Source organism: Geothermobacter hydrogeniphilus, from assembly GCF_002898515.1.
Classification (GTDB): Bacteria; Desulfobacterota; Desulfuromonadia; order Desulfuromonadales; family Geothermobacteraceae; genus Geothermobacter_A.
In genome coordinates this window covers 45,569-72,371 of the sequence record NZ_PPFX01000018.1, presented here as the reverse complement: position 1 = coordinate 72,371, position 26,803 = coordinate 45,569, and the positions used below count along the sequence as shown (strand labels likewise).

The 26,803-nt window shown below is 61.9% G+C and carries 29 protein-coding genes and 1 pseudogene; 8 read left to right on the top strand and 22 right to left on the bottom strand.

The window, feature by feature from the left end:
- Nucleotides 1–264: 264 nt before the first annotated feature.
- Entirely contained in the window at nt 265–570 is a 306-nt protein-coding gene (locus C2E25_RS09360; protein WP_103115487.1) for a hypothetical protein, read from the top strand.
- Between the two features lie 134 nt (nt 571–704).
- On the opposite strand, the gene queF is transcribed toward C2E25_RS09360, so the two are convergent.
- From queF to C2E25_RS09335, 5 genes are all read right to left on the bottom strand, one after another.
- Nucleotides 705–1,535 (bottom strand): NADPH-dependent 7-cyano-7-deazaguanine reductase QueF, encoded by an 831-nt coding sequence (gene queF, locus C2E25_RS09355; protein ID WP_103115486.1) that lies wholly within the window; start codon nt 1,533–1,535, stop codon nt 705–707.
- Between the two features lie 76 nt (nt 1,536–1,611).
- The gene (locus C2E25_RS09350; RefSeq protein ID WP_103115485.1) at nt 1,612–4,107 is read right to left on the bottom strand and encodes an efflux RND transporter permease subunit; all 2,496 of its coding nucleotides are present in this window, start codon (nt 4,105–4,107) and stop codon (nt 1,612–1,614) included.
- A 207-nt stretch (nt 4,108–4,314) separates the two neighbouring features.
- Nucleotides 4,315–4,872 (bottom strand): hemerythrin domain-containing protein, encoded by a 558-nt coding sequence (locus C2E25_RS09345; protein ID WP_103115484.1) that lies wholly within the window; start codon nt 4,870–4,872, stop codon nt 4,315–4,317.
- Between the two features lie 2 nt (nt 4,873–4,874).
- Nucleotides 4,875–5,333, bottom strand: a complete 459-nt coding sequence (locus C2E25_RS09340) for an iron-sulfur cluster-binding oxidoreductase (RefSeq protein WP_103115483.1) — start codon at nt 5,331–5,333, stop codon at nt 4,875–4,877.
- Nucleotides 5,334–5,362: 29 nt separating this feature from the next.
- Nucleotides 5,363–5,581, bottom strand: coding sequence for a hypothetical protein (locus C2E25_RS09335; RefSeq protein ID WP_085009521.1), 219 nt, complete (start codon nt 5,579–5,581; stop codon nt 5,363–5,365).
- 276 nt (nt 5,582–5,857) lie between these two features.
- Between C2E25_RS09335 and C2E25_RS09330 the strand changes: the two genes are divergently transcribed.
- Entirely contained in the window at nt 5,858–6,778 is a 921-nt protein-coding gene (locus C2E25_RS09330) for an MBL fold metallo-hydrolase (RefSeq protein ID WP_103115482.1), read from the top strand.
- Between the two features lie 6 nt (nt 6,779–6,784).
- Entirely contained in the window at nt 6,785–6,973 is a 189-nt protein-coding gene (locus tag C2E25_RS09325) for a hypothetical protein (protein ID WP_103115481.1), read from the top strand.
- Between the two features lie 40 nt (nt 6,974–7,013).
- Here C2E25_RS09325 and sodC read toward each other — a convergent pair whose 3' ends face one another.
- Entirely contained in the window at nt 7,014–7,538 is a 525-nt protein-coding gene (gene sodC, locus C2E25_RS09320; RefSeq protein ID WP_199177398.1) for a superoxide dismutase family protein, read from the bottom strand.
- Between the two features lie 375 nt (nt 7,539–7,913).
- Here sodC and C2E25_RS09315 point away from each other — a divergent pair, with 375 nt between their 5' ends.
- A complete protein-coding gene (locus C2E25_RS09315; protein ID WP_158247204.1) occupies nt 7,914–8,387 on the top strand; it encodes a Crp/Fnr family transcriptional regulator in 474 nt (157 codons plus the stop codon).
- Between the two features lie 120 nt (nt 8,388–8,507).
- Here C2E25_RS09315 and C2E25_RS09310 read toward each other — a convergent pair whose 3' ends face one another.
- The 3 genes from C2E25_RS09310 to C2E25_RS09300 form a co-directional block, all read right to left on the bottom strand.
- Complete coding sequence (locus tag C2E25_RS09310) at nt 8,508–9,188, bottom strand: spermidine synthase (RefSeq protein WP_103115478.1); 681 nt, start codon at nt 9,186–9,188, stop codon at nt 8,508–8,510.
- A 5-nt stretch (nt 9,189–9,193) separates the two neighbouring features.
- Nucleotides 9,194–10,264 carry a GTP pyrophosphokinase gene (locus C2E25_RS09305; RefSeq protein ID WP_103115477.1) on the bottom strand — a complete coding sequence of 357 codons (1,071 nt, stop codon included), beginning with the start codon at nt 10,262–10,264 and terminating at the stop codon, nt 9,194–9,196.
- Nucleotides 10,265–10,505: 241 nt separating this feature from the next.
- Nucleotides 10,506–11,507 (bottom strand): 4Fe-4S binding protein, encoded by a 1,002-nt coding sequence (locus tag C2E25_RS09300; protein ID WP_103115476.1) that lies wholly within the window; start codon nt 11,505–11,507, stop codon nt 10,506–10,508.
- A gap of 296 nt (nt 11,508–11,803) precedes the next feature.
- Here C2E25_RS09300 and C2E25_RS09295 point away from each other — a divergent pair, with 296 nt between their 5' ends.
- The 3 genes and pseudogenes from C2E25_RS09295 to C2E25_RS09285 form a co-directional block, all read left to right on the top strand.
- A complete protein-coding gene (locus C2E25_RS09295) occupies nt 11,804–12,094 on the top strand; it encodes a hypothetical protein (RefSeq protein WP_103115475.1) in 291 nt (96 codons plus the stop codon).
- Nucleotides 12,095–12,180: 86 nt separating this feature from the next.
- Complete coding sequence (locus C2E25_RS18045; protein WP_103115474.1) at nt 12,181–12,429, top strand: redoxin domain-containing protein; 249 nt, start codon at nt 12,181–12,183, stop codon at nt 12,427–12,429.
- 12 nt (nt 12,430–12,441) lie between these two features.
- Nucleotides 12,442–12,825: pseudogene (locus C2E25_RS09285) on the top strand (peroxiredoxin-like family protein); the annotation flags it as partial.
- A 114-nt stretch (nt 12,826–12,939) separates the two neighbouring features.
- On the opposite strand, the gene C2E25_RS09280 reads toward C2E25_RS09285, so the two are convergent.
- Nucleotides 12,940–13,314 (bottom strand): hypothetical protein, encoded by a 375-nt coding sequence (locus C2E25_RS09280; RefSeq protein WP_103115472.1) that lies wholly within the window; start codon nt 13,312–13,314, stop codon nt 12,940–12,942.
- An 87-nt stretch (nt 13,315–13,401) separates the two neighbouring features.
- On the bottom strand, nt 13,402–14,610 hold the full coding sequence (locus C2E25_RS09275; protein ID WP_103115471.1) for a hypothetical protein: 1,209 nt from the start codon (nt 14,608–14,610) through the stop codon (nt 13,402–13,404).
- A gap of 196 nt (nt 14,611–14,806) precedes the next feature.
- Here C2E25_RS09275 and C2E25_RS09270 point away from each other — a divergent pair, with 196 nt between their 5' ends.
- On the top strand, nt 14,807–15,958 hold the full coding sequence (locus C2E25_RS09270; protein WP_199177397.1) for an aminotransferase class I/II-fold pyridoxal phosphate-dependent enzyme: 1,152 nt from the start codon (nt 14,807–14,809) through the stop codon (nt 15,956–15,958).
- A 111-nt stretch (nt 15,959–16,069) separates the two neighbouring features.
- Here C2E25_RS09270 and galE read toward each other — a convergent pair whose 3' ends face one another.
- From galE to ispG, 11 genes are all read right to left on the bottom strand, one after another.
- Nucleotides 16,070–17,086, bottom strand: coding sequence for a UDP-glucose 4-epimerase GalE (galE, locus tag C2E25_RS09265; protein ID WP_103115470.1), 1,017 nt, complete (start codon nt 17,084–17,086; stop codon nt 16,070–16,072).
- 15 nt (nt 17,087–17,101) lie between these two features.
- Complete coding sequence (cysQ, locus tag C2E25_RS09260) at nt 17,102–17,905, bottom strand: 3'(2'),5'-bisphosphate nucleotidase CysQ (RefSeq protein ID WP_103115469.1); 804 nt, start codon at nt 17,903–17,905, stop codon at nt 17,102–17,104.
- On the bottom strand, nt 17,902–19,833 hold the full coding sequence (gene cysN, locus C2E25_RS09255; RefSeq protein WP_103115468.1) for a sulfate adenylyltransferase subunit CysN: 1,932 nt from the start codon (nt 19,831–19,833) through the stop codon (nt 17,902–17,904). Before cysN ends, cysQ begins: the two co-directional genes overlap by 4 nt.
- Nucleotides 19,834–19,926: 93 nt before the next feature.
- Nucleotides 19,927–20,826: a sulfate adenylyltransferase subunit CysD gene (cysD, locus tag C2E25_RS09250; RefSeq protein WP_103115467.1), complete on the bottom strand. Its 900-nt coding sequence runs from the start codon at nt 20,824–20,826 to the stop codon at nt 19,927–19,929.
- A gap of 48 nt (nt 20,827–20,874) precedes the next feature.
- Complete coding sequence (cysC, locus tag C2E25_RS09245) at nt 20,875–21,657, bottom strand: adenylyl-sulfate kinase (RefSeq protein ID WP_158247203.1); 783 nt, start codon at nt 21,655–21,657, stop codon at nt 20,875–20,877.
- Between the two features lie 326 nt (nt 21,658–21,983).
- On the bottom strand, nt 21,984–22,283 hold the full coding sequence (locus C2E25_RS17670; protein ID WP_199177395.1) for a ComEA family DNA-binding protein: 300 nt from the start codon (nt 22,281–22,283) through the stop codon (nt 21,984–21,986).
- Between the two features lie 307 nt (nt 22,284–22,590).
- Nucleotides 22,591–22,977 carry a HEAT repeat domain-containing protein gene (locus tag C2E25_RS09235; protein ID WP_103115464.1) on the bottom strand — a complete coding sequence of 129 codons (387 nt, stop codon included), beginning with the start codon at nt 22,975–22,977 and terminating at the stop codon, nt 22,591–22,593.
- A 140-nt stretch (nt 22,978–23,117) separates the two neighbouring features.
- Nucleotides 23,118–23,648, bottom strand: coding sequence for a hypothetical protein (locus tag C2E25_RS09230; protein ID WP_103115463.1), 531 nt, complete (start codon nt 23,646–23,648; stop codon nt 23,118–23,120).
- Nucleotides 23,649–23,706: 58 nt separating this feature from the next.
- Nucleotides 23,707–24,483, bottom strand: a complete 777-nt coding sequence (gene ppgK, locus C2E25_RS09225) for a polyphosphate--glucose phosphotransferase (protein ID WP_103115462.1) — start codon at nt 24,481–24,483, stop codon at nt 23,707–23,709.
- Nucleotides 24,483–25,325: a mechanosensitive ion channel family protein gene (locus tag C2E25_RS09220; protein ID WP_199177394.1), complete on the bottom strand. Its 843-nt coding sequence runs from the start codon at nt 25,323–25,325 to the stop codon at nt 24,483–24,485. Before C2E25_RS09220 ends, ppgK begins: the two co-directional genes overlap by 1 nt.
- 265 nt (nt 25,326–25,590) lie before the next feature.
- Nucleotides 25,591–26,658, bottom strand: a complete 1,068-nt coding sequence (gene ispG, locus C2E25_RS09215) for a flavodoxin-dependent (E)-4-hydroxy-3-methylbut-2-enyl-diphosphate synthase (RefSeq protein ID WP_103115460.1) — start codon at nt 26,656–26,658, stop codon at nt 25,591–25,593.
- Nucleotides 26,659–26,803 lie beyond the last annotated feature (145 nt).

Here is a 26,803-nt window from a genome sequence, read left to right as displayed (position 1 = left end):
TACCATGTAGAGGACTTTCGCCTCCCGATCCATGCCGGCTTTTACCGGCGCTTTCGACTTGACCCCCTCTGGGGTCCTAAACCTGCCCTCCCCCGCTGTGCATCGCCACAGGGAACCGCCGGCGACTTTGCTACCATTTCCTGCCGGAACACCCCTTCGCACCGGGCTCGAAAACAATTAGCCTTGCGTCCGTATTCGAAACCCTACCGGCTGAAGCCGGTCGAGCGGCAGCCCCTGAACAGCCGCCCGTCGAAGGAGGACAGCATGAAAACGATTGCCATTGCAACCCTGATAACAGCAGCACTTCCCGCCGCCGCCATGGCGGCCGAACCGGCAGCATTCAACTTTGGCGAAATGGCTTTTTTCGTCGTTTTGAACGGTCTTCTCGGACTGGGAGTTTTTGCCGTCGGCATTATCCTGGCGGGGTTGATCGTCGACAAGTTCCGCCCCTGGATCGACGTCGAGCGGCGACCGGTCCACACGGCCCGTAAACCCCAACCGCACACCCACCACTTTCCCCCGGCCAACCTCGACGACGCCATCAGCCGCGAACGGCAGGACGCGTATTGATGTGAGATGTGAGATGTGAGACGATAGACGTGAGATGAGAAAACAAGGGCAGGCTCCTGATGGGGCCTGCCCTTTTCGGTTGAATAGCACCTTCGACGGGGACAGGCACCTGCGGAGCCCGTCCCCTTGCGTCCCTACTGCCTCACCAGCCTCAGGTTCTCGGCGGAGTCTTCAAAATTGCTGCGGAACGGGTTGATGTCGAGGCCGCCGCGGCGGGTGTAGCGGGCGTAGACCGTCAGCTGCTGCGGCCGGCAGAAGCGCTGCAGGTCGGCGAAAATCCGTTCGACGCACTGCTCGTGGAATTCGTTGTGCTGGCGGAAGGAGACCAGGTAGCGCAGCAGTGCCGCGGGATCGATGCACGGACCCCGGTAGCGGATCAGCAGACTGCCCCAGTCGGGCTGACCGGTCACCAGGCAGTTGCTTTTCAGCAGATGGCTGTGCAGGGTCTCCGTGACCATCCGCCCGTCATCAGCCGCCCCCCGCAACAGCTCGGGAGCCAGGCCATAGTCATCAATGGCGATATCGAGATCGTCGATGCAGCGGCCCGGCAACGCGCTCACCGGCAGCAGACCGGGCCCGGTAACCGGCGCCAGGCTCACCTGAACCGTCCCCCCGGCGGCGGCCGAGAGATCGGCGGCGATGGTCTTGCGCACCTGCCCGAAGTCATCAAACCGGGTCTGGTTGAAGGAGTTGAGATAGAGCTTGAGAGACTTCGATTCCACCAGGTTTGCCGAGTCGCAGGGAAAACGAAACTCGCCCAGCGCCACCACCGGCTTGCCCCTGGCATTGAGCCAGGAGAGTTCGTAGGCGTTCCAGAGGTCCTCACCGGCAAAGGGCAGCGGCTCCGCCAGCCCCAGCTCGTCACGCTTGAGACGGCGCGGCACCGGGCAGAGCAGCCCCGGATCATAGACATCGGCGTAGCACGAAACCTTGCCAAGCGGCAGATTCAGTTCAAGATCACTCATAGCGCCGATTGTCGTCCCATCCCCGGCAAAAGTCAAATGACGGCAGTTGGCACCTCGATCCTCGATCCTCGATCCTTCATCCTTTCAACCAGCAGACATGCCGCGGCTGAATACGCATCAGCAGCAACGCCAGCAGGGTGAGGTTGGAGAACATCGCCACCGCCATCGCCAGGCCGGTGAAGAGACCGAAATAGATGGTCGGCATGAAGTTGGAGAGGGTGAGGATGCCGAAACCGATGATGATGGTGATCGAGGTATAGTACATCGCCCGGCCGACGCTGGCGTGGCAACGGCGCACCGCGGCCCGGTAGTCGAGGTCGCGGCTGATCTCCTCGCTGAAGCGATGCACGTAGTGGATGGTGTCGTCGACGGCGATGCCGATGGTGATGGCGGCGATGGTGATGGTCATGATGTCGAGGGGAATACCCAGCCATCCCATCAGGCCGAGCACCACCGCGGCGGACAGCAGGTTGGGAACGATGGCGATCAGCGCCAGCCGCAGGGAACGGAACAGCAGCAGGAACATCACCATGATCGCCAGGAAGACCACGCCCAGGGTGAGGATCTGCGAGCGGAAAAGGCTCTGCAGCACGTTGTTGTAGAGTACGAACATCCCGCTCAAGTGAATCCGCCCCTGCTGAATACCGAATTTGTCCTGCAGGTCCCGTCGGATCTGCTGCAGCAACGCGTTGCGCCGCAGTTGCGGGTCCGAGTCGATGATCCGCAGCGCGAAGCGCAACTGGTTGCCGTCCGGGGACAGGTAGGGAGCGAACAGCGCCCGGTCGATGTCCGCCGGCAACTTCTTGTGGATCACCGCCAGCATCAGGTTGTCGAGGGGCTTGCCGCCGCCCAGCTGACGCAACAGGTCCATGGCGGTCGCCAGTGAAAGCACCTTGCCGCTCGCCGGCAGCTGATCGAGGTAATTGTGGATCGCCCTGATCTCTCCGATCCGCTGTTCGTTGTACCAGTAGCTGGTGGCCGTCAACCCGGCGTCTTTACCCACCTCGGCAAAAGGGTCGTCCTCCCAGTCTTCCGGCTCGCCGCTGTCCACCCTGAAATCCGGGTCGGCGTCGATCAGCACATCGAGTGGGGTGGTGCCGCCGAGCTGGCGGTCGATCAGCGCCATCCCCTGGTAGATTTCCGTGTCTTTCCTGAAATTGTCGATAAAGCGGTTTTCAACCGTCAGGCGCTGGATGCCGAACAGGCTGACCAGTGCCAGGACGACGAACACCGCCAGGGTCGCGCGGCCGTGCCCGATCACCCAGCGGGCGCACCAGGTGGTCAGGTGGCCGGTGAGGTCGAAGCGTGGGGTGAAGTGCCTGGGCCGCAGCAGGGCCAGACCGGCCGGAAAGAGGATGAAAGAGAGGATGAAGGAGACGCTGATGCCAAGCGCCATCATCCAGCCGAAATCGATCACCGGACGGATGTCGCTGACCAACAGCGAGGCAAAGGCGACAATCGTCGTCAGGGCAGTGTAGAGGCTCGGCATGAACTTGCTGCGCACCGTGCTCAGCACCAGGCTGCGCTGGGAGATGCCGGGGTTGAGGGTGTGCAGTTCATGGTAGCGGACCACCAGGTGAATGGTCAGCGAGAGGGTGATGATCAGCATCAGCGAGGTGAAGTTGGAAGAGACCACCGTCACCCGCCAGTCGGCCAGGCCGAGGATGCCGAACATCACCAGCACGCCGGCACCGCAGCAGAGCAGCGGCAGGACCACCCAACGCGGCTGGCGGAAAATAGTGGCCAGCATCGCCACCAGGAAAACCAGCACCCCGAGGCCGAAGGTCAGCAGGTCGCGGCGGATGAAGTCGATCATGTCGGTGACGATCATCGTCACCCCGCCGAGGTGCAGGTCGGCGGTCCGGCGGTAGGGTTCGAGGACGGCACGGATGGTGTCGATCAGCCGCGCCTCCCGGTCAAGGGTCCGGGCGCTGGCGGCCTTGAAGTCGCGCTCCGCCCGCTTCAAGTCGACCTGCCGCGAGTCCGGCAGCGTCCCGTCCCGAAGCAACCGGCGCAACGCGTCGCGGTGCTTGCGCAGCTTTTTGTAGGTCGGATCGGGCGCCAGGGTGAGCTGCAGGGCGGTGGTACGGCCGTCCGGACTGAGCAGCAATTGCCGGTAAAGGGGACTGGTGAGAAATTCACGACGCGCCAACTGCAGGTCAACACCCGGCGTTTCGAGGGTGCGCACTCCCCGGCCGAGGTCACTGAAACCGATGGGCGGGCTGGCGAGCAGCGGAACATCGAGGATGCTGGTCACCGAAGCGATGCCCTGAAGCTTTCGCAGATCGTCGCGCAGGTCGCGCAATCCGGCCAGGACGGACGGAGTGAACAGCTCGCCGGTCGGCGTGTAGCTGAGAATCAGAAAATTGTCCGAGCCGTAACGTTCGCGGATTTCGCGGTAGGTCTGCAGCGCGACATCATTCTCCAGCACCAGCGAGTCGGCCGAGGCATCGAGGCGGAAATCGCGCGCGTGACGGCCGAGCAGAACCACCAGCAGCAGCACGATCCCCAGGGCGATCCAGGGGCGGCGCAGGATCAGGCGGTTGTAGAGGCGCAGGAGTGTGAGGCGCATTCCGGTCCCTTCGGTCAATGATTTCAATTTTAGCAGATCATGAGGGGAAAGCTGAAAGCTGGAGGCTGGAAGTGCGAAGTGCGAAGTGCGAGGTGCGAGGTGCGAGGTGCAGGGTGCGGGGTGCGGGGTGCGGGGTGCGAACGGGGACGGCCCCGTTCAAGGAAACCGCCCCCGTAGATGGGCTGGCTATGCTTCGACGTCGCGGCCTCAGGCCGCCGCTTCGGCTTCGTACCCTTCCACCATGCGGCGATAATGGTCGCTGAAATCCTCCGCGACCGCGGCCTCGGCCTGTCGATAGGCTTCGAGCATCGCCGGGCGGACCTCTTCCGGCAGCACCCGTTCGGAGAGCGGGTAGAGGATGCTGTTTTCCTTCTCGATATGGTTGCGCAGCAGCTCGGCGTAGCCGTAGGCGTTCTCCGCCAGCACCGCGACCTGGTCACTCGCCCCGTCCAGCGCCTTTTGGGCCGCCGCCTCCATGCCGCGGACGAATGCCCGACCCTGCTCGTGCTCCATCAGCATCGCCGCCACCGGCGAATTCTGTTCCGGCATGCCGTTGGCAACCAGGGCGGTGAAAAGGGTGGCCTCTTCCTTGGCGTGGTGGAACCGGTCGGCATAGTTGCGGATGAAGTCGACCGCGTCGAGGTAGAATTGCCAGTTGGAGAAACGGTCCTCTTCAAGCCGCCGGGTGTTGGTCTCGACCAGGGCGATCATGCGCAGAATCAGCTCATGCTCCGCGACCATCACCTGCGTGACATCGGTTTTCATGCTCAGTTTCTCCTCTCGCCGTCAACCCCGATCACCACCACCTCCAGCGGGATATCCTTGCCCGAAGCCTGCAGCGCCTGCTGGGCCATCATCGCCAGTCCCCGGCAGCAGGGAACTTCCATGATGGTCACGGTCAGGGAACGGATGTCGTTCTGCCTGAGCATCTCGGTCAGCTTCTCGACATAGGGGCTGGTGTCATCCAGCTTGGGACAGGCGTTGACCAGCACCTTGCCCTTGATGAAATCACGATGGAATTCGGCATAGGCGAAAGGCACGCAGTCGGCGGCGATCAGCAGGTCGGCATTCTGCAGCCAGGGCGCGCTCGGCGGCACCAGGTGCAGTTGGGTCGGCCACTGACGCAGTTCGGACTGCAGGCGGCCGGTCTGTTCGGCGTTGGCGGTTTCTTTCGCTTCCACGGTCCGGACCTGCGATCCGGGACAGCCACAGGCGAGTTTACTCATAACGATTTCTCCTTTGTTTCGTGACGGATTCAGCCCAGTGAATCCAGGTAACTGTTGATTTCCTTCTCGATCTGCGCTTCGGCTTCATCGCCTAGAGCGTGAATCGAAACGACATCCTTGAGCAGGCAGATGCCGACCCCGCAGCCGACGCAGCCGATTTCGTAGCGATTGAGGATCTCGCCGATCCGCGGGTGCTCCCTGACCACGTTCTGGATCTGTTCTTCACCGAGATTATTGTTCAGGTTCATACCGTTCTCCTTTGCCTGAAGTGTCCTCAATTTACCTCTGCGGACAGCAGAAAAATATGACCTGGATCAAATAGATGAGTTTTTTTGTCGACTATTGAAAAAACATGCGTCCTGAGGGGACGGGTTCCGCAGGTGCCGGTCCCCATGCCCCCGAGGGCCGGCCGGGGACAGTCCCCCTCCCTCAAGGGGACTGTCCCCCTGACCTGACCTGTCCCCTTGACCTGGAACCCGGCATCGCCGACAATCAGGCAACCACGATCAACCGGAGCGGGTTTCATGACTGTTGAAAATCTTTTCTGCATCGATCTCGACCAGCCGGCGCTGCCCGGCTTTCACCGTTTCATCAGCTCCTGGTGCGGATGCGTCGCCGGGCGGACCATCGTCGTCGACCCCGGTCCGCTGTCGACCATCCCGCACCTGGTCGCCGAACTGCGGCGTCGGAGCATCGACCGGATCGACCATATCCTGCTGACTCACATCCACATCGACCATGCCGGCGGCACCGGCGCCCTGCTGCGGGAATATCCCGCGGCGCGGGTCAGCTGCCACCCGGACGGAATCCGGCACCTGGTGGACCCCCGACAGCTCTGGCAGGGGTCGCTGAAGGTACTCGGCAGAACCGCCGAGATCTATGGGGAGATCGTTCCGGTCCCAGCGGAACGGATCGACTTTTCCGAGCAGGTCGGCACGACCGGCATCCGGGCGCACCTGACCCCCGGCCACGCTCCCCATCACTGCTGCTACCAGGTCGGGGAGCTGTTGTTTGCCGGCGAGGTCGCCGGGGTTCGCGGCGAGGTCGCCGACGGCATTTACATGCGCCCGGCAACGCCGCCGCGTTTCATACTGCCGGTGGCTCTCGACTCGCTGCAGCGGATGATCGATCTCGCCCCGCAGCGGATGATCTTCGCCCACTACGGCCTGGTCGACAACGCCCTCGACCACCTGCGCATCGCCCGCCGCCAACTGCGGCTCTGGGTGCGGGGCGCGGCCGTGACGGCCGCGGAAGGAACCGTTGATGTCGAGGCGTTCATCGCCTGGCTGCTTGATCACGACGACATCTTCCGCAATATCGGGCAGCTGCCCGCCGAGGTACAGCCGCGTGAACGGGAGTTCATCGGCAACACCCTGCGCGGCATGAACGGCTACGTCGCCGGGCTCAGTGAAAATGAGCGGCGAACCCTGCTGGCCGCCGCCTGACACGCCATGGAAGCCTCTCCCTGGATCTGCCACATCTGCGACGCCAAGGGCAGCGGTGAAAGCACCGCCTGCAGCCGCTGTTACCAGGTCACCTGCGCCGCCCACCTGGCCCACCGCAGCGTCTACAACCCGCAGAGCGGACTGTTCGAGTTGCAGCCGGTCTGCGTGGCATGCGCGCTCAACGGGGAGAAGTGAGAGGGGGACAGGCACCTTCGGAGCCAGTCCCCTCATACCCCTACGGCACCACCCCGCAGGCCATCCGGGCACCGCCGCCACCTAGTTTCTTCGGCGTATCGGCGTAGTTGTCACCACCGGCGTGAATCATCAGCGAGCGGCCCTGCAGGTCGGACAGCCGCAGGCGCGGGGCGAGCACCGGGATGTCGGCGCGGCCGTTACCGTCGACCGTCAGCACCGGCAGGTCGCCGAGGTGGCCATCCCCCCAGGGAGGGCCGTGATGGCCGACTCCGACCGGGTCATAGTGTCCCTCGGCTCCCAGTGCGGCGACCACCCTGCCGTTCTTCTCCGCCGGTGCGCAGCTCGGGTTCCGGTGGACGTGAAAACCGTGCGCCCCGGGCGTCAGACCCGTCAGCTGCGGGCTGAAGACCACCCCGTAGGGGCTCTGCTCTGCGGTGATGGTGCCGGCCGGGCGGGTTGCGCCATCGACGGCGAGCAGGTCCATCGGAATAACGATCCCGGCCAGCACGGCGCCGGGAAAAAACAGCATCATTCCTGCCAGTAAACCGAAAATCCTTATCCGCATATTCAATCCTCCACCGCGACGAGAAAGGGACTCCCGCCACGGTACTGAAAACTCCGGACGTTTGAGCAGCCGGACGGGGCAAGCGCCCCGCCCGCACCTGTCATTCTACTCCCAAAACAGTTTTCGTGCCCGGCCCCGGGCGATTGACTTTGGGTGGCTCTGTTCTAGGATTGAAGTGAACAGGCAAAATCCTGAATCAGTGAACTTATCACCGGCAAATAGCACAAGCCATTGACCCGCCTGCGCTTTCCAAAAATCACCGACGAACCTATGGGTGCGCCTCAGATTTTTAAAAATCGCGTTCAGGCCAAGCACTCGTACTCTTTATCCGGCATAAACCCACTGATTCAGGAAAACGGAAGGAGAGAATCCCCCATGACCACCGACATCGAACTCTTCCGGGATGGATTGCTCAAGGACCTGGCGACGGACGAGGCTGAGGCCTTCCTGGGCCGCTGCCGGAGGAAAAACTACCCGGACGGCAGGATGCTGTTCGCCGAGCAGACCGAGGCGGACCACCTCTACCTGCTGATATCCGGAAGGATCGATCTGCAGTTCGAACTGCCGGCGCAGAAAGGGACCGCCACCCTGGTGACGCGCAGCCCCGGCGACGCGGTCGGCTGGTCAACCATGGTCCCCCCCCACCGCTACCGCTTCGCGGCGGTCTGCGTCGGTCCAACCACGGTGCTGGAAATCGACCGACCCACCCTGCAGTCCCTGTTCTACACCAACTACCATCTCGCCTACATCTTCATGCGCAACATCGCCGTGCTCTCCGGCGACCGGCTGCTGCGGGTGCAGGAGAAACTGGCGACAGTACTCGGCGATGAAGCGGTGAATGGCTGGTAAAAAGAAATAAGGGGACTGGCTCCGCAGGTGCCTGTCCCCTTTCCTTTCGAACGCAGCGAGCAAGAAGACCCGGGGACAGGCCCCCTCCTTTAAGGGGACTGTCCCCTTTCCTGTCCCGGTTCATGCTTTTTGCGCCAGGAACACCGCGTGCCGGTAGCCGCCGCGCCCCGGGCGTTCGCAGCGCACCGCGAACCCGGCAGCGGTCAACCGCCGGCTGAACCCGGCATCGTAATTCTCCCCCCAGACGGCGAAGATTCCTCCGGACCGCAGGGCATCACGGGAACGTTCGATCGCCCGGCTGCCGTAGATCGGGTCATTGAGCCGGTCGGTCCCGGCGTGAGGACCGCGGTAGAGATCAAGGATGACGGCATCGAAACGCCCGCCGGGATCTCCGGCGGCGGTCGCGGCGATCAGTTTCGTCACATCCCCGAGATGAACCTTCACCCGCTTGTCCAGCACCGCCCCCGCCGTCAGATCGGCGAGCGGGCCACGGCACCAGTCGATGATGCGCGGGTTCAGCTCGGCCACCACCACCTCGGCATCCGCCGGCAGTTCATCGAGCGCCGCCCGCAGGGTGATCCCCATCCCCAGCCCGCCGACCAGCACCCGCGGCGCCGCCAGCGACTCCAGACCGGCGCAGCCGAGGCGGCCGAGCGCGACCTCCGAGAGCTGCTGGCAGCTGTTCATCAGGATCTGCGCGCCGATGGAGATGAGAAAGTCCCGCTCTCCCCGGCGGCGCAGTTCGAGCGTCCCCTCGCCGTCGACCTCGCAGCGATCGAGGATGATCCATGGCCGGGCCATGGCGGCTAATCCCGCCCGCTGTCGAGAAAGGCGGTGAACCGTTCGCGGGCGACCCGCGAGAGAATCCGCTGGAAGGTCTGCGGGTCGGAGAGATAGAGGCAGTGACGAATCACCGTGTAGGGGCTGAAACTGTGGTCGGCGTTTTCGGCGAGATAGAGGTCGCGGTACTCCCGAACCAGCTTCAGGTGATCGACCAGGCACTGGTGCAGTTCCCCCTTGGTGAACTCCGGGTGCAGGCGCAGGATGTCCTGCACGAAACCGTCGACCTTGTAGTCCTCGAAGTCGAAATCGCGAAAGAAATGCCCGGCGACGCGCAGGAAGTTGAAGGCGTTGATGATCTTTGCACTCGCCTCCCCGGTCCCCCGTCTGGGGGTGGTTTCCGCGATCGGGGATTCTCCAAGCGGATCATCCGTCGCCTCCCGGATCAGGGCGGCGGTGGCGTTGCGGATCTCCTTGAATTCGCGGTCGGCCAGTTCGAACAGCGCCGAGAGGACATTGATCCGCCGTTTCAGGTCGTTGGGAATCGATTTCTTGTACTTGATCTTGTGGTCCAGCACGCTCCAGGCATCCTGGATCAGGGAACGGATCTGTACCTCGAAACGAAAGTCCTCGAACGGTTGGCAGTGGTCGAGGACGAGCAGTTCGCCGTCCGGAGCAAGGTCCATGTGCAGCCCCTTGTAACCGAAGGAATCCTCGGTACTCTCAACCGCCGAGATCTTGTCGGTCACTTCGATCAGCCGGTAGTGCTGCTGCAGCACCTCGGAGACCAGGGCGATCTGGTCCTCGTAGAGACAGACGATGCGGATACCGATCAGGTCGGAAATAAAATCCCTGATCTCGTAGGGTTGTTCATCCGCCTCAAGCTTTTCCTGGTACTTGCGGTGAAATTTCTTGATGCATTCCTCGCGCTCCTTGACCCGCCCCTCGATCTTGGTCACCTCGCCGATGTCGGACTGGCGAATCTGGTCGCCGATCAGCTGGACATAGGCATTCTTGGCCTCTTCGAGCCGCTTGCGATTGCGGTCGTAGAAGTCGCGGAAGACGCGTTTTTCACGTTCAAAATCCAAAGAAGGCACAGCAACTCCTTGTCGATGACAGCCGGGGAATCAATCGGATTAATTGTGTCAAACCGGGGAGCGGGGGTCAACCAGGAAAGGCGGGGGCAAAGGTTCGAGGTTCGAGGTTCGAGGTTCGAGGCTGGGCAAAAATGCCCAGATGCAAGGCGTCCGCAACCCTGCGGAATAAGGCGTACCGGAAGGTACGTCGTTGACGCAGGGGGGCGGACAACGCCGCAGATGGGCGTTTTTGCTCAGCCGACTAATGGCCGAACCTTTCGGCCATGGGGATCAGACGCTGAAAGTCCTCCGGGGTGAGGCTGGTGTGCCAGTGACCGCTGAGCATGCCGGCGGCGACGCCGGTGAAGAAAAGGACCAGCACCAGCAGGCCGAAGCCCCAGCCGGGGATGGCTCGCTGCAGGAAAGGCAGGCGGATACCAAGGGCGACGGCTTCGGGACAGCTGGAGACACAACCGAGGCAGGCGGTGCATTCCGGCGAACGGATTGCTGTCTTCTCCGCCACCGGAAGCTGCGCCGGGCAGGCGCGGGTGCAGGCGCCGCAGTGGACGCAATGCTCGTCGCTGCGGCGGATTTTCAACGGGCTGAGCATGCTCAGCAGCCCGACCAGGGCACCATAGGGACAGAGGTAACGGCACCAGAAATTCTGGTAAAAAACCGAGAGCACCGCCAGCAGCAGGATCACTCCCAGGCTCAGGGGGGAGAACCCGGTGAAGAAATGCAGCATGCGCACATCGGCCACCGCCCAGTAGGGGGAGGCGAGAAAACCCTGCAGCACCGCCGCCGGCATGTCGATGATGATCAGCTTGAAAAAGAACAACAACAGCGCGTACTTGAGCGCCCGCAACGGAATATCGAGCCAGCGCCAGATGGTGAAATTGCGGCCGCAGAGTTTTCGACCCAGCCGCCACAATCCCTCTTCGACGGTCCCGACCGGGCAGAGCCAGGAGCAGAATGATTTTTTCGCCAGCAGCGACATGGTGAAAAAGGTCAGCAGCAGCACCAATGCCGCCGGATGGATGGTGTCGAACTGCCCGTTGACCAGCCAGTTCTTCAGGCTGACCAGGGCGCCGATGGGCAGAAAGCCCTCCACTCCGGGCGGCCGGAGGTAGTCGGGCGTCCGGCCGAAACTCCGGTAGTGTTCGACAAACAGGCTGAACTGGATACCGAGAAACAGGCACCAGCCGAGAAAGGCCCACTGCACCAGCAGGCGCAGGGCGGTTGTTTTCCGCAATATCGATGTCATGATGGCGACTATCTTAGAACATAATCCCGATTGAAAACTTGACATAGCTCAAGGCGCGACCGGGCGGCGACGATTATTCTGGGCCATCAACCAAGGCCCGGCTCAACGGACCAGGGCAAAGGAGACCGTATGACAACATCCGAACTGATCGTCACCCTGCTGATCTGGATGCTGGCCGGCTGCGGCGGCTTCTTCAGTATCCGCGCCATGCTGCGCAAACGGAAAAAAAATCGGTAACGGAACCCGCGGCCATGTTGCCGGGGACAAAAATTCCTCCCACACCAGGAGTATATGCGATGCACGAATGCGGATGCGGCGGAAGCCACGCCCAGGGCAGCGGCGGCCCCTTCGCCGAAGGACGGGAACTGGTCGAATTCGTCAGCCAGGCCCACGGCGGCGCGCTGCGCAGCCGACCGATCCCCGGCGGCGGGCTGTCGACCAGCTGCCAGGGCTGCGGCGCCCCCTTCACCCTGACCACCTTTGTCGGCGCCTGCCCGGGCTGCGGCGGCATCCACGCCGTCTCACCACCGCGCTGCGACGATGCCGCCAACATCCAGTTTGCCGGGGCAGGATTCACGCTGCCGTAGCCGTTGCGCTTCCCCTCATTAATGATAATCTGAACCTGGGAGCCACCTCCGGCTCTGAAGGAATACCATCAACAGGGGAGGATCTCATGCAACTGCAAGCCAGACTCGATGCCATGAAGGCCGAGTTCGTCAACAAGGTCGACCCGGCCATTCTCGAAGCCATGGGCAAGGCCAGGGAGCAGTTCGACGTCGAGGCGATGATGTCCGGGGTGATCCGGGTCGGAGACAGGGCGCCCGACTTCACCCTCGAGGATGAAAACGGCAACCAGGTCAGTGCGGCCGCCCTGCGCGAGAAAGGACCGCTGGTCATCACCCTCTACCGGGGAGTGTGGTGACCGTACTGCAATGCGGAGCTGGAGGCTCTGCAGGCGGTTCTGCCCGAAATCAACAAGAGCGGCGCCACCCTGGTCGCCATCTCGCCGATGCTGGCGAAGTACACCCCGCAGCTGGTACAGAAGCTGGGGCTGACCTTCCCGGTGCTGAGTGACCCCGGCAACAAGGTCGCCGCGAAGTTCGGCGCGGTCTATACCCTGCCCGAAGCGATGCGCGAGGTCTACCGGAGCCTCGGCCTCGACATCCCGCGCTTCAACGGCGACGACAGCTGGCGTCTGCCGATGCCGGCCCGCATCATCATCGACCCTGCCGGGACCATCCACCGGGCCGACTTCTTTCCCGATCACACCCTCCGTCCCGAACCGGACGAGACGGTGGAGATTTTACGCAGGATGTGAGATGTAAAAAGGGGACAGGCTCCGCAGGTGCCTGTCCCCTTTTCGTTCATCGGAAGGTACGTCGTTGACGCGGGGGAAGGACAACGCCGCAGATGGGCGTTTTTCATCAGCCTGTCAGTCCCCGCGTCGAACCAGATTCCTGACCGCCAGTCCATTGACCAGCAGCACCGCCGCGACGATCGGCAGCACCATCATGCTGCGACCGTTTTCCGCGCCGAACTTGATCTGGTCCATGATCAGCACGCCGAAAAAACAGAAGGAGATCAGCTTGCTCGCCATCAGTGTCCATTTTTCCCGACTGCGCCAGGCGGTGCTGAGAATATAGATGTTCATCAGCCCGTAACCGGCGGTCACATAGGAAAAAAGCTGCAGCCGCTGAGAGGCGAGTTCATTCGAAACACCCCCCAGGCCGTAGGAGACGAACAGGAAAGACGTAAAGACGCTGAACAGGGCGAACCCCGCGGTCAGGATGGTGTTGGGTCTGCTCATGGTCCTGCCTCGAAGAAAAAAAAAGGGGGGGGGGAACCGAATCGACAGGTTAGCAGATTCCCCGCGGAATTACCACGACGGAGGGTCTCAGTCCGATGCTTTTTTCAGCAGAACGCTGAAATCGACACTCATCCTCTGTTCGGTCTTCCGCAACCGAAAACCCCGCGCCAGGACACCTTCCTCAATGCCGCGCATGTGCAGCGCGCCCCAGGGGATGACGATCACGTCATACTTGTCGAGTGCCTGTCCCAGGTAATCGAGTACGGTCCGGTTGCGGCGGGTGAGGATATCATCCATCAGCCTGGCGTAGCGTTCCTGATCCATGTTGCGGTTGATCCACGCGTTATAGGTCCGCAGGCCGGAAGCCAGGTCGTCGCTGGAAAAAACATCCCTGCCGAGCATGTTGAGAAATTCCACCGTCCGGGGATCGAAATCACTCAGGTCGACATCGGCCCGCAGGATATCCGGCCCCTGGGAGTTCCCCTTTTCGCCCTTTCCGCGCAGCTCATCCGGATCGATCAACCGCCCCTTCATCGGCATCTGCCGCTGGGTGCTGAGGCCGAGAAGCGAGGCGACCCGGTCATAACTGTAGGCGGCGGTCAGCAGTCCCCCGCGGTCGCTGACCCCTTCGGCGAGAACCAGGGTATGCGGTGCGGCGACCGATGCGGCAAGCTGGTCATAGTAGCTCTGGTCGCCGACGTGAATCATGGCCACCAGGCGCACGGTCTTGTCACCGCGACGGTAGACACGCTCCTGCATACTGATGCCGCGGGCGTCGACACGCATGAACCCGGCGGTGGCATTATTGATGGCTTCAACCGTCCCGGCACCGGCAAAGCTGACCAGCAGCAGGGGAACGACAAACAGGGTTCCGGCAACGCCGAGCAGCAGGTTGCCGACACTGAATCCCCTGCCGAAAAAACGCTCCGGCCGCAGCAGCAGCCCCCGGCCTTCCCCCCGCAACACGAAAAAGGGCAGCAGCCCAAGGGAAACCTGCAGTCCGGCAATCATGACGCCGAGGTTGTCCGAGAGGATGAAAAAGGACAGCGGCCAGAGCCCGGTCATGCCCCAGATGGCGAACAGAGACTGCGGCAGCAGGATCAGCTTCGGCAGGCGCCGGTCAAAGAACATGGCACCGTAGACAATGATGGCCAGCACGACGACGCTGAACGCCACCAGGGTCCGGACCCCGAGCAGACCATGGACGCCGGAGTTGTAGGCCAGAAGTTCATCGATGACCGACAGGCAACCGTCAGCCAGGAACATCCACATGAACAGGTTGGCCAGTATTCTCATTGCGTAATAAGTCCTTCCGCCCCGCGCTTTTTCCCCAGGCATTTGATGTTCTCGGGGACAGTCCCCTTAAGGGAGGGGGACTGTCCCCCTTGCAGCTTGATACTATCTGCCGGTACGAAAGTCAATTTCCGAACGACAGCTTTACCGATCAGCAGCGATCGGGTAAAGTTTTCTCCTGCTTTCCGGAGGAAATACCATGACCCGCATGGCCCGACGCGCAGCCTCACTGCAACCGACTATTTTTACCGCGATGACCGATCTCGCCAACCGCCACCGGGCGGTCAACCTCGGCCAGGGATTTCCCGACTTCGCCGCCGGGGAAGCGATCAAGCGCAGTGCCATCCGCGCCATCGAGAAGGACTGCAACCAGTACGCCCCCGGCAACGGACAGCCGAAGCTGCGCGAGGCGATCGCCGCCAAACTGCACCGCCAGTACCGGCTGCGGTTCGATTCGAAGCGGCAGATCGCGGTCACGGTCGGCGCCACCGAGGCGCTGTTCGCCGCTCTCTTCGGCCTGCTCGATCCGGGCGACGAGGTGATCCTGTTCGAACCCTGCTACGATTCCTACCGCCCGGCGATCGGCATGGCCGGCGGCGTATCCCGCCCCCTCACCCTGCGACCGCCCGACTGGCACGTCGACCTCGACGAACTGGAGCGGCTGATCTCACCCCGCACCCGACTGCTGCTGCTCAATTCGCCGCAAAACCCGATCGGCAAGGTTTTCAACAGGGAGGAACTGCGGGCGATTGCCGAACTCTGCGTCAGACATGATGTCATCGCCGTCACCGACGAGGTCTACGAGCATATCCTCTTCGAGGGCGAGCACATCCCCCTGGCGACCCTGCCCGGCATGGCGGAACGCACCCTGACCATTTCCAGTCTCGCCAAGACCTTCAGCGTCACCGGCTGGAAGGTCGGCTGGGCCGCCGGACCGGCGGATCTGGTCGAGGCCCTGCTGCGCGTCAAGCAGTTCATCACCTTCTGCGGCGCCGCCCCGCTGCAGACCGCCGCGGCCGAGGCCCTGGCCGCCGGAGAGGACTTTTATCACCGGCTGAAGGAGGATTACCGGCAGCGGCGCAATTTTCTCTGCGAACTGCTGGCCGACGTCGGCCTGCCGCCACTGACCCCGCAGGGGACCTATTTCGTCTGCGTCGACATCGGCGATCTGGGACGGGGGAATGATATCGAATTCTGCCGCGACCTGACCGAACGGGTCGGCGTCGCCGCCATCCCGGTCAGCCCCTTCTGCAGCCACCCGGACGACGGCCGCGACCTGGTCCGCTTCGCCTTCTGCAAGTCCTGGCCGGTGCTGGAAGAGGCGGCGAGAAGACTGCGGACGGGGATGTGAGATGAGAGAGAACGGAGACTGTCCCCCTCCCTTAAGGGGACTATCCCCCCCTGCATCCTGCCCTCTCGCATCCACCGGGGACAGGCACCTGCGGAGCCCGGCCCCTCCCTTTCACTCCCCGGCGTAGCCGTTCGGATTTTGCCGTTGCCATCTCCAGCCGTCGCGGCACATCTCTTCGAGGCCGCGCTCGGCTGTCCAGCCCAGTTCTTTCACGGCCAGGGACGGGTCGGCGTAGCAGGCGGCGATATCTCCCGGGCGGCGGGCCACGATCCGGTAGGGCACCGCGATGTTGTTGATCCGCTGAAAGGCTTCGACCATCTGCAGCACCGAGTAGCCCTGCCCGGTCCCGAGATTGACGCAGACCAGCCCCGGCTCGCGCTCGAGACGCTCCAGCGCCCGGAGATGGCCGAGGGCGAGGTCGACGACATGGATGTAGTCGCGCACCCCGGTACCGTCGACGGTCGGGTAATCGTCGCCGAAAATCGACAGCCGTTCACGCTTGCCGACAGCGACCTGGGTGATAAAGGGGAAGAGGTTGTTGGGAATGCCGTTGGGATTCTCACCGATGCAGCCACTTTCATGGGCGCCGATCGGATTGAAGTAACGCAGCAGGGCGATCCGCCACTCGGAGTCGGAGGTATGCAGGTCGCGCAGCATCTCCTCGATGAAGAGCTTGGTCCGACCGTAGGGATTGGTCGCCCCGGTGGGGAAATCCTCGCGGATCGGCAGGGAGGCCGGGTCACCGTAGACGGTGGCCGAGGAACTGAAGACCAGCCGCTTGCAGCCGGCCTCGGCCATCACCTCGCAGAGGGTGGCGGTGCCGGCAACGTTGTTCTGATAATAGGCCAGCGGCATTTCACAGGATTCGCCGACCGCCTTGAGTCCGGCGAAGTGGACCACCGCGGTGGGGCAACAGTCGTCGAAAATTCGCCGCAGTGCCGACCGGTCACGGATATCGGCCACTTCCAGCCGTGCCTGGCGCCCGGTCAACTCGGCGACCCGCTCCAGGGAAACCGGGGAAGCGTTGCTGAGGTTGTCGACCACGACCACCTCCTGCCCCGCCTGCAGCAGCTCAAGGACGGTGTGGGAACCGATATATCCGGCCCCGCCGGTCACGAGTATCGACATCTTCTCCTCCCAGATTCAGACCCGCGGCAGCTCCAGCCCCGGCGGCGCGACGATGAAGTGGGGGTTGAGCAGGTTCTGCTTGTTGTAACGCAGCGGCTCTCCCCCGGGTGTCGTCACCCTCGCCCCGGCGGCGACGGCGACGGCGTGACCGGCGGCGGTATCCCATTCCATGGTCGGACCGAGACGGGGATAGATATCGGCCAGCCCCTCGGCGACCACGCAGAGCTTCAGCGAACTGCCGACTGAAACCGCCTCAGCAACCTTGATCCGCTCCAGGTAAGCCGCCAGTTCCGGCGACGGATGGGAGCGACTCATCACCACCTTCAATCCCGCCGCGGGATCGGGGTTGCGGACGCGGACCGGGCACGGCTCGTCCTGCCCCGTCTGCAGCCAGGCTCCCTCGCCCTCGATTCCCCAGTAGAGTTTCTCCGGCACCGGAACATAGACCACCCCGAGAACCGGCCGTCCGGCCTCGACCAGGGCGATGTTGACGGTAAATTCGCCGTTGCGCTTGATGAACTCCTTGGTGCCGTCGAGGGGATCGACCAGCCAGAAACGCTCCCAGCCGCGGCGCTCTTCAAAGGCAATCTCCGCGCCCTCCTCGGAGAGAATCGGAATGTCGGGAAAGTTACGCCCGAGCCCGGCGCTGATGACCTGGTGGGAGGCCTTGTCGGCGCAGGTCAGCGGTGACTGATCCCCCTTGAGTTCGACGTTGAACTCCCCGGCGTAAATCTCCATGATCGCCTCTCCCGCGGCACGGGCGATGGCGCAGACCCTGGCGATGTCGATATCCATGATTGCATTGTCCTGTTCGGTCATGACTGCCACAGGGTTCCGTCGCGCTGCTCGCCGAGCAATTCATCGCCGAGCAGCCGCTTGACGATCTCTTCGGCGATCTCCTCGGCCGGTTTTTCCCGGGTATCGACCACCATTTCGGCATTTTCCGGCGGTTCGTAGGCCGAGTCGATGCCGGTGAAATTCGGTAACTGGCCGGAACGGGCTTTCTTGTAGAGTCCCTTGGGATCGCGTTGTTCACAGACTTCAAGCGGGGTGTCGACAAAGACCTCGATGAATTCGCCCTCCTCCAGCAGATCACGGGCCATCTTTCGCTCGCTGCGAAACGGGGAGATGAAGGCGGTCAGGACGATGATCCCGGCATCGACGAAGAGCCTGGCCGCCTCGGCGATGCGGCGGATGTTCTCCACCCGGTCAGCGTCGGTAAAGCCGAGATCCTTGTTCAGACCATGGCGGACATTGTCGCCGTCGAGCAGGTAGGTATGACGGCCGAGAGCATGCAGTTTCTTTTCCACCAGGTTGGCAATGGTCGACTTGCCGGCGCCGGAAAGCCCGGTGAACCAGAGGACACAGGGTTTCTGCCCCTTGATGGCGGCACGGGAGTCCTTGTTGACATCAATCGACTGCCAGTGAATATTGCTGGCGCGGCGCAGCGGATGATCGATCATTCCGGCACCGACGGTGGCATTGGTCAGGCGGTCGATGAGAATAAAATTGCCGGTGCCGCGGTTCTCCTTGTAGGGATCGAAGGAGATAGCGCGATCAAGGGCGAGGTTGCAGACGCCGATCTCGTTGAGCGCCAGGGTCTTGCACGGCTGATGTTCGAGACTGTTGACGTCGATGCGGTATTTCAACTCGCCGATCTGGGCGGTCACCAGGCTGGCACCGGTCTTGAGCAGGTAGCTGCGTCCCGGCAACAGGGCGTCCTCGTGCATCCAGACCAGGTGCGCCTGGAACTGGTCGGCATGGACAGGCCGCGCCTCGGCGTCGGCCAGCAGGTCGCCGCGACTGATATCGATCTCGTCTTCGAGGCAGAGGGTGACCGCCTGTCCGGCAACCGCCTGGTCCAGGTCTCCGTCCATGGTGACGATGCGCCGGATGCGGCTGGTCTGTCCCGATCCGGGCACCACGATCCTATCTCCCGGCAAAATGCGACCTGAGGCGATGGTGCCGGAAAATCCCCGGAAATCAAGATTGGGCCGGTTGACCCACTGCACCGGCATGCGGAACGGCAGTTCCACCGCCCGGTCGCCGACCGCGACCGTCTCCAGGGCGTGCATCAGCGTCGGACCATCGTACCAGGGCATGTTCTCCCCGGGGTGGATGATGTTGTCCCCCTTCAGAGCCGAGATCGGGATGCAGGTCATCTCCTCGAAACCGAGTTCAGCAGCGAACTGCCGGTAGTCGGCGCAGATGGTTTTGTACGTCTCTTCACGATATTCAACCAGGTCCATCTTGTTGATCGCCAGGATGACCTTGCGGATCCCCACCAGCGAAACCAGGTAGCTGTGGCGCCGGGTCTGGGTCAGCACTCCCTTGCGGGCGTCAACCAGGATCACCGCCAACTGCGCGGTCGAGGCGCCGGTGACCATGTTGCGGGTGTACTGTTCGTGCCCCGGGGTATCGGCGACGATGAACTTGCGCTTGTCGGTGGAAAAGAAGCGGTAGGCGACATCGATGGTGATCCCCTGCTCCCGCTCGGCCTGCAGGCCGTCAAGCAGCAGCGCGTAATCGATCTCGTCCCCCTGGGTGCCGACCCGTTTGCTGTCGGCTTCCAGCGCCGCCAGGTGATCCTCGAAGACCAGCTTCGAATCCCACAGCAGCCGCCCGATCAGGGTCGACTTGCCGTCATCGACGCTGCCGCAGGTGATGAAACGCAGCATCGATTTTTCTTCCTGGGCCTTCAGGTAAGCGTGAATATCTTCGGCGATCAGTTCAGATTGGTTGTTCATAAACCCTCGAATTCGGCTAAGGGCTAAAGGCACAAGGCTAAAGGGCGTGATCCCCTTGACCCTTCGCCCTTAGCCTTTGGCCGCAGTTTGATTTTAAAAATACCCCTCCTGCTTCTTCTTCTCCATCGATCCGGCCTGGTCGTGATCGATGGCGCGCCCCTGGCGCTCCGAGGTGCGGGTCAGCAGCATTTCCTGGATGATTTCCGGCAGGGTGGCGGCGGTCGATTCGACGGCGCCGGTCAACGGATAGCAGCCGAGAGTACGGAAACGGACCGACTTTTCGACGATCTTTTCACCCGGCCGGAGTTCGAGGCGGTCATCATCGGCGAGAATCAGCATGCCGTCACGTTCCAGCACCGGCCTGACCTTGGCGTAGTAGAGCGGCACGATGGGGATCTGCTCAAGATAGATGTACTGCCAGATATCCAGTTCGGTCCAGTTGGAGAGCGGAAAAACGCGGATGCTCTCGCCCGGCGCGACCCGGGTGTTGTAGAGATTCCACAATTCGGGTCGCTGATTCTTCGGATCCCAGCGGTGGTTGGCACTACGGAAAGAGAAAATCCGTTCCTTGGCGCGCGACTTCTCCTCATCCCGCCGCGCGCCGCCGAAGGCGGCATCGAAACCGTACTTGTCAAGCGCCTGCTTCAGCCCCTCGGTCTTCATCACGTCGGTGTAGAGGGCGCTGCCGTGGGTGAAGGGAGAAATCCCCTGTTCAACACCCTCCCGGTTGGTATGAACCAGCAGTTCAAAACCGTGCTCGGCCGCCATCCGCTCGCGAAACGCGATCATCTCGCGGAACTTCCAGGTGGTGTCGACATGCATCAACGGGAAGGGCAGCTTCCCGGGATGAAAGGCCTTGCGGGCCAGATGCAGCATCACCGAGGAATCCTTGCCGATGGAGTAGAGCATCACCGGGTTTTCGAAAACCGCGGCGACCTCGCGCATGATATGGATACTTTCCGCTTCCAGCTGGCGCAGGTGGGTCTGGTTCATAAAATAACGTCCCGTTCTTATCTTTCTTTGATGGGTATCGACCGTGGGTCAGGGTTCGTCAAAAGAAACTTCGGCGGCAGGGAGCGACTTCTTCAAACGTCGGCCTTCGACCAGGACATGTTTCTTCAGGTAGTCAAGCACCTGCTCCGCGGCTCTCTCGGCAGGAGTCTGCTCCACGTCGATCACGATTTCCGGCTGCCGCGGCTGCTCATAGGCGACATCCACGCCGGGGAAATATTTGAATTCTCCTCTTTGGGCCCTGGCGTAATGCCCCTTGCTGTCCCGCTTCATACAGGCCTCCGGCGTCGAACGCATGTGAACCTCGACAAAGGTCGCGGCCATCCGCCGGGCGAATTCACGACTTTCACGGTAGGGAGAAACAAAGGACGCGACCACGCTGACCCCGTTCTTTTCCAGCATCGCGCAGAGATGGCCGGAGCGCTTGACGTGGCGGTTGACCTCGGGCGGAGAGAAGCCGGTTTCGGGGAAAAGGGGGCGGACATCACGACTGTCGAGACGTTCAACCTTGAGCCCCCGGTCTTTCAGCAGCTGGTACACCCTGTCGGCCACGGCTTTTTTACCGGAGGCGGGCAGACCGGTAAACCAGAGGACAAAGGCCGGCACCTCTTTCTTCCCCCAGCGGATCTTCTGCCACAGGCGCTCATGAAAAAAATAGAGCGCCATCTTGGCAACAACTTCCAGGGCGCCGACGGTCAGCGCCAGGGCGAACCGTCCGGTAAAGGCGAAGACGATGACCGCCGTGGTGATGGTGGCCCAGGTGCGCCACGAAAGGGCCTTGAAGATGGAGCGTGCCCTGGTTTCATACTGCATGAAAAAAACACCTCGATCGGCTGAACAAAAGATGCTTTCGCAAAAAGCATCAAGAGTGTTGGCTAAGCAAAAAGCGCCGGCAGCAAGGCGCGCGATTGTCGAGCAATGAGGCGTACTTACGTACGTTGAAGCAGCGAGACAAACGCAGCAACGCAGCTGCTGGTGAGTTTTTGCGACGCCATCAACAGAAAGAAGTTGCGAGTATAGCCTCGCCATCTCAAAAAAATCTCAAAAAACATCTCACAGCTCACATTTTATTGAAAAAGCCCGCCGGTTGCCCGGCGGGCTCTGCTCCGTTTGATGGAAAACCGGGCAGGGAATCGGAATTACTCAACCACCACCAGCGGACGAATCTTTTCCAGCGTTTTCCTGCCGATCCCCTGGACCTTGATAAGGGCGTCGACCGAAGCGAAAGGGCCGTTGGCGTCCCTGAAGGCGACAATCCGCTCAGCGGTCACCTGGCCGACTCCGGGCAGCTTCTGCAATTCCCTGGTCGTAGCAACATTGACATTGACAGCGCCTGTCTTGACCTGAGCCTGCAACGGCACCTCGGCGGCACCAGCCGGCAGACTGAAGACAAACAGGCTCGACACAACCAGCAGCACAGCAACAAACAAACGTTTCATCGTTCTTTTCCTCCATGAAAAGGGTTGAATGGATAGCGCCTCCGGCAATCTTCCACCCTCCTTTCGCGGCTTATTTACAACCTGAATTCGTGAGTTCCTGTTGGATGGAGAGTGCAAGTGCTTGGCCTGAATGGGATTTCCAAAAACCTGAAGCGCACCCATAGGTTCGCTGGTGATTTTTGGGAAGCTCAGGCAGGTCAATGACTTGTGCTGTCCGCCGACAAGGGGCTCACTGATTCAGGTCCAACCTCCATGTTGCGCCGGAAACGATGCGTATCGAACAATAATACTTGAAAATTAAAAAAACTCAAGAACCTGATATCACACCACGGATCTGCTCCAGGCTGCGGCTGACATTGCTGCGGACAACATCCGAGGGATCATCCAGGGCCGCTTCCAGGTGCGGCAGGGCCTCTTCGGCCTTCAGCAGCCCGAGAGCCTTGGCCGCGCTCTTGCGGACCCACTCATCGTCATCCTTCAGCATCGGGACCAATTGCGGCACTGCTTCACGCACTCCCAGTTCACCGAGAGCGAAGGTGGCATTACTGCGTACCGTGGCATTGGTATCCTCAAGGGCGCCGATCAGGGCGGCGGCGGCGGCGAGATCGCCGCAGTGACCCAGTTCGGCCGCGGCACGGGAACGTTTGATACCACTGCCATTTTTCAAATCATCAATCAACTTCTGTACAGCCATTTTGCACCTCTCCTCGGATGACAGAGACGAACCTCCCGATAACAGATTGAAATTTGAATACGAATTTCACGACCCGCGATCTGAATCAGTGTGGCATCGGCTGCTTCAGGCACAAGCCTGGAAACCTTCTTTCCGGGACGTCATGATCCCGCGTCCCGCAGCGTCCGCAGTTGCTGCAGGGACTGCTGCAGCATGGCCTGGCGGCCGGCCTGCTGAAACTCGCCGGCGGCGGCTTCAAGCTGTCGAATCGCCGTGGCTAGAGAAATATGCGGCGGCTGAACCGGCCGCTTCACCTGCCACCGCCCATCCTGCCGGTCGAGCAGAAAGTTGACCCGCTGCAGTTCAGGGCTCTTCTTGCGCGGAATCCACTGTCCGTCAAGCAGTTCGCCGAGAACCCGGTATTCAACCACGGCACGGAGCCCGTCGGGGGCGCGCTGGACCGGCTTGGCCCGGTAGCTCTCCACCACCACCAGCACCGCCCAGTCGGGCTCGGTCTTCCAGCCGACCAGGGTGGCGATGTTGGTTTTCCATTCCTCCGGCGTCAGACGACTGCCGATCAGGTCCCGCTGCAGGAAACGGTTCACCACCTGGTCGGCAGTGACCGCGGTTTCGGCCGCCGGACTGGAAACAACCGAACAGAAGAGAACAAGGACAACAACCAGCAGACGCATCGAACCTCCATACTGAAAACATCGCGAGGGGGACTCCCGAACCGGCAAGTCCTCGGTTTCAGGCCTGAATTATGCCATCGGCGGCACCACCTTGCAACGCCTGCGGACATCCAGCCAGAGCGGCGCCGACAATCCCGGCATCGTTGAAGTAGCGTGCCACCCTGACCGGCGTTTCGACCTTGAGCAGATCGATGAACTCCGTATGTTTCTTACTCCCGCCACCGCCGAGAATGAAAAGATCGGGGTTGAGAAGCCGCTCCAGCTGCTGCAGGTGCAGACTGAAACGCCCCGCCCACTGCTGCCAGGAGAGTCCTTCAGCCTTGCGGACACGGGCGGAGGCAAAGTGCTCGGCCATGGTGCCGTCGGCAAGATAGAGATGACCGAGTTCACTGTTGGGGAGCAGCTCCCCGTTACGAAACAGGGCCGAGCCGAGCCCGGTGCCGATGGTCACCATGATCACCGTTCCGCCGACGCCGCGCCCGGCCCCGAAACGCATCTCGGCCAGCCCGGCGGCATCGGCATCATTGATCAGCCGCACCGGGCAACCGGTCGCCTCCGACAGCAGCGCCCCGGCATCGGCCCCGACCCAGGAGCGGTCGATATTGGCCGCCGAAAATGCCACGCCGTTACGAACCACCGCGGGAAAACCACAGCCGATCGGCCCGCTCCAGGAAAAAATCCGCACCAGTTCCGTCACCGCCCGCGCCACCGCAGGCGGCGTCGCCGGCTGCGGCGTCGGCAGACGACGGCGTTCGCACAGCAGGCGACCACGGGCCACATCGACCGGCGCGGCCTTGATCCCGGTGCCGCCGATATCGATACCGAAAATTTCCATCAGCTTCCGGCCGCCACGACTGCGGCGGGCTGTTCGAGGTGGACATCCATCTGCGGATAGGGAATCGAGATGCCCTCGGCATCAAAGGCGAGCTTGATCTTTTCGATCAGGTCAAAACGAACCACCCAGTAATCAGCGGTTTCAACCCAGGGCCGAACGACGAAATTGACGCTGCTGTCAGCCAACTCGGCAACCGCCACCACCGGTTCGGGATCCTCAAGGATCCGTTCATCGGCCCGGATCTGCCGCAGCATGATGTCGCGAGCCTGCCGGATATCGTCCTCGTAACCGATACCGAACTTGAGGTCGATGCGCCGGGTCGGGCGGGCCGCATAGTTCTTGATGTTGTCCCCGTAGATATTGCCGTTGGGAACGATGACCTCGCAGTTGTCCGGGGTTTTCAGTATAGTACTGAAAATACTGATCTTCTCAACCGTCCCTGCGGTTCCGGCGACCTCGACATAATCCCCCGCCCGGAAGGGGCGAAAAATGATCAGCATCACCCCGGCGGCGAAATTCTGCAGCGAATCCTTCATCGCCAGGCCGACCGCCAGGCCAGCGGCACCGAGCAGGGCGATCAGTGATGTGGTATCGACTCCGAGCTGGTCAAGGGCGGCGATGATAACAAACAGCACCAGCGCCGCGTGGGCTATCGAGCAGATGAAATCGACCAGGATTTCATCCATCTTCGCCTTGGTCAGCAGCTTGCGCATCAACCCGGTGATGATGCCGACGACAATCCGTCCGATAATAAAAACGGCAACCGCCAGACCGATGTTGATCACCCAGGGAATCACGTAGTCAGTGAACGCGTCCCCGGAGAAAAAGCTCTGCCAGTCCATGGGCATTCCTCCTGAATAAATGGTATCACCTGAATCAGTGAGTCCCTTGTCGGCGGACAGTACAAGTCATTGATCTGCCTGAGCTTCCCCAAAAATCACCAACGAACCTATGGGTGCGCTTCAGATTTTTGAAAATCTCATTCAGACCAAGCACTTGCACTCTCCATCCAACAGGAACTCACGGATTCAGGTATCAACCAAAGACTAGCAGACCTTGAGAGGATCGCCACTCCACAAACAGGCGACGCGGCAGAAAGAGCCGGGTTCAGGATTTGCGGCGCTCGGCCGCCATCCGCTCGGCCTCCTCGACCAGCGCGTCGGCCAACTCAGCCTGCGGCACCTTGCGGACGATCTCTCCCCTGCGGAACAGCAGCCCCTGCCCCTTGCCGCCGGCGATGCCGAGATCCGCTTCGCGCGCTTCCCCCGGACCGTTGACCACGCACCCCATGACGGCGATGGTAAGCGGCACCGGCAGACCGCTGAGACGCGTTTCCACCTCTTCGGCGGTTTCGATCAGGTCGATCTGGCAGCGACCACAGGTCGGACAGCTGATGAAGACCGGTCCCCGTTCGCGCAGGCCGAGACTCTTGAGGATTTCGAAACCGACCCGCACCTCCTCAACCGGGTCGCCGGTCAGGGACACCCGCAGGGTATCGCCGACGCCCTCGTAGAGGAGGACCCCCAGACCGACGGCGCTCTTGACCGTACCGCTGAAACTGGTACCGGCCTCGGTGATGCCGATGTGCAGCGGATAATCGACCTGCGCCGCCAGCAGCCGGTAAGCCTCGACCGTACGGCGGATATCGGAGGCCTTGAGACTGACCTTGATCTGGTCGTAGTTCAGTTCTTCAAGGATGCGGATATGACCGAGAGCGCTCTCCGCCATCGCCTCGGCTCCCGGATGACCATACTTCCGCAGCAGCTCCTTCTCCAGCGAACCGGCATTGACACCGATACGGATCGGCAGCCGCTTTTCGGCACAGGCCCTGACCACCTCCTGCACTTTCCAGCGCTCACCGATATTGCCGGGATTGATGCGCAGGCCCGCCACCCCCGATTCCACTGCCTCAAGTGCCAGCCGGTAATCAAAATGGATGTCGGCGATCACCGGGATGCCGCTGCCGGCGCAGATCGCGGCCAGGGACTCGGCCGCCTGCCGGTCGGGCACGGCGCAGCGCACGATTTCGCAGCCGGCCTGTTCTATCCGGCCGATCTGCGCCAGGGTCGCCACGCTGTCACGGGTATCGGTATTGGTCATCGACTGCACCGAAACCGGAGCGCCACCGCCGACCTTCACATCACCCACCTGAATCTGACGAGTCGTTCTGCTCATTGGATTGATCCTGATCTAGATAAAAGCCGCCGCCAAGGCGCCAAGCACGCCAAGAACGTCAACCCTTTGGTAAGCGAAAGAGAATCCTCCCCCTTGCTTAAAGGGGGAGTGAGGGAGAAATCCTCAGTTGGTCTGCCGACACTCA

Bases quoted from the DNA above. Each gene is read 5' to 3' on its own strand.
- C2E25_RS09360 (WP_103115487.1), top strand. From the start codon at position 265: ATGAAAACGATTGCCATTGCAACCCTGATAACAGCAGCACTTCCCGCC.
- queF (WP_103115486.1), bottom strand. From the start codon at position 1,535: ATGAGTGATCTTGAACTGAATCTGCCGCTTGGCAAGGTTTCGTGCTAC.
- C2E25_RS09350 (WP_103115485.1), bottom strand. From the start codon at position 4,107: ATGCGCCTCACACTCCTGCGCCTCTACAACCGCCTGATCCTGCGCCGC.
- C2E25_RS09345 (WP_103115484.1), bottom strand. From the start codon at position 4,872: ATGAAAACCGATGTCACGCAGGTGATGGTCGCGGAGCATGAGCTGATT.
- C2E25_RS09340 (WP_103115483.1), bottom strand. From the start codon at position 5,333: ATGAGTAAACTCGCCTGTGGCTGTCCCGGATCGCAGGTCCGGACCGTG.
- C2E25_RS09335 (WP_085009521.1), bottom strand. From the start codon at position 5,581: ATGAACCTGAACAATAATCTCGGTGAAGAACAGATCCAGAACGTGGTC.
- C2E25_RS09330 (WP_103115482.1), top strand. From the start codon at position 5,858: ATGACTGTTGAAAATCTTTTCTGCATCGATCTCGACCAGCCGGCGCTG.
- C2E25_RS09325 (WP_103115481.1), top strand. From the start codon at position 6,785: ATGGAAGCCTCTCCCTGGATCTGCCACATCTGCGACGCCAAGGGCAGC.
- sodC (WP_199177398.1), bottom strand. From the start codon at position 7,538: ATGCGGATAAGGATTTTCGGTTTACTGGCAGGAATGATGCTGTTTTTT.
- C2E25_RS09315 (WP_158247204.1), top strand. From the start codon at position 7,914: ATGACCACCGACATCGAACTCTTCCGGGATGGATTGCTCAAGGACCTG.
- C2E25_RS09310 (WP_103115478.1), bottom strand. From the start codon at position 9,188: ATGGCCCGGCCATGGATCATCCTCGATCGCTGCGAGGTCGACGGCGAG.
- C2E25_RS09300 (WP_103115476.1), bottom strand. From the start codon at position 11,507: ATGACATCGATATTGCGGAAAACAACCGCCCTGCGCCTGCTGGTGCAG.
- C2E25_RS09295 (WP_103115475.1), top strand. From the start codon at position 11,804: ATGCACGAATGCGGATGCGGCGGAAGCCACGCCCAGGGCAGCGGCGGC.
- C2E25_RS18045 (WP_103115474.1), top strand. From the start codon at position 12,181: ATGCAACTGCAAGCCAGACTCGATGCCATGAAGGCCGAGTTCGTCAAC.
- C2E25_RS09280 (WP_103115472.1), bottom strand. From the start codon at position 13,314: ATGAGCAGACCCAACACCATCCTGACCGCGGGGTTCGCCCTGTTCAGC.
- C2E25_RS09275 (WP_103115471.1), bottom strand. From the start codon at position 14,610: ATGAGAATACTGGCCAACCTGTTCATGTGGATGTTCCTGGCTGACGGT.
- C2E25_RS09270 (WP_199177397.1), top strand. From the start codon at position 14,807: ATGACCCGCATGGCCCGACGCGCAGCCTCACTGCAACCGACTATTTTT.
- galE (WP_103115470.1), bottom strand. From the start codon at position 17,086: ATGTCGATACTCGTGACCGGCGGGGCCGGATATATCGGTTCCCACACC.
- cysQ (WP_103115469.1), bottom strand. From the start codon at position 17,905: ATGACCGAACAGGACAATGCAATCATGGATATCGACATCGCCAGGGTC.
- cysN (WP_103115468.1), bottom strand. From the start codon at position 19,833: ATGAACAACCAATCTGAACTGATCGCCGAAGATATTCACGCTTACCTG.
- cysD (WP_103115467.1), bottom strand. From the start codon at position 20,826: ATGAACCAGACCCACCTGCGCCAGCTGGAAGCGGAAAGTATCCATATC.
- cysC (WP_158247203.1), bottom strand. From the start codon at position 21,657: ATGCAGTATGAAACCAGGGCACGCTCCATCTTCAAGGCCCTTTCGTGG.
- C2E25_RS17670 (WP_199177395.1), bottom strand. From the start codon at position 22,283: ATGAAACGTTTGTTTGTTGCTGTGCTGCTGGTTGTGTCGAGCCTGTTT.
- C2E25_RS09235 (WP_103115464.1), bottom strand. From the start codon at position 22,977: ATGGCTGTACAGAAGTTGATTGATGATTTGAAAAATGGCAGTGGTATC.
- C2E25_RS09230 (WP_103115463.1), bottom strand. From the start codon at position 23,648: ATGCGTCTGCTGGTTGTTGTCCTTGTTCTCTTCTGTTCGGTTGTTTCC.
- ppgK (WP_103115462.1), bottom strand. From the start codon at position 24,483: ATGGAAATTTTCGGTATCGATATCGGCGGCACCGGGATCAAGGCCGCG.
- C2E25_RS09220 (WP_199177394.1), bottom strand. From the start codon at position 25,325: ATGGACTGGCAGAGCTTTTTCTCCGGGGACGCGTTCACTGACTACGTG.
- ispG (WP_103115460.1), bottom strand. From the start codon at position 26,658: ATGAGCAGAACGACTCGTCAGATTCAGGTGGGTGATGTGAAGGTCGGC.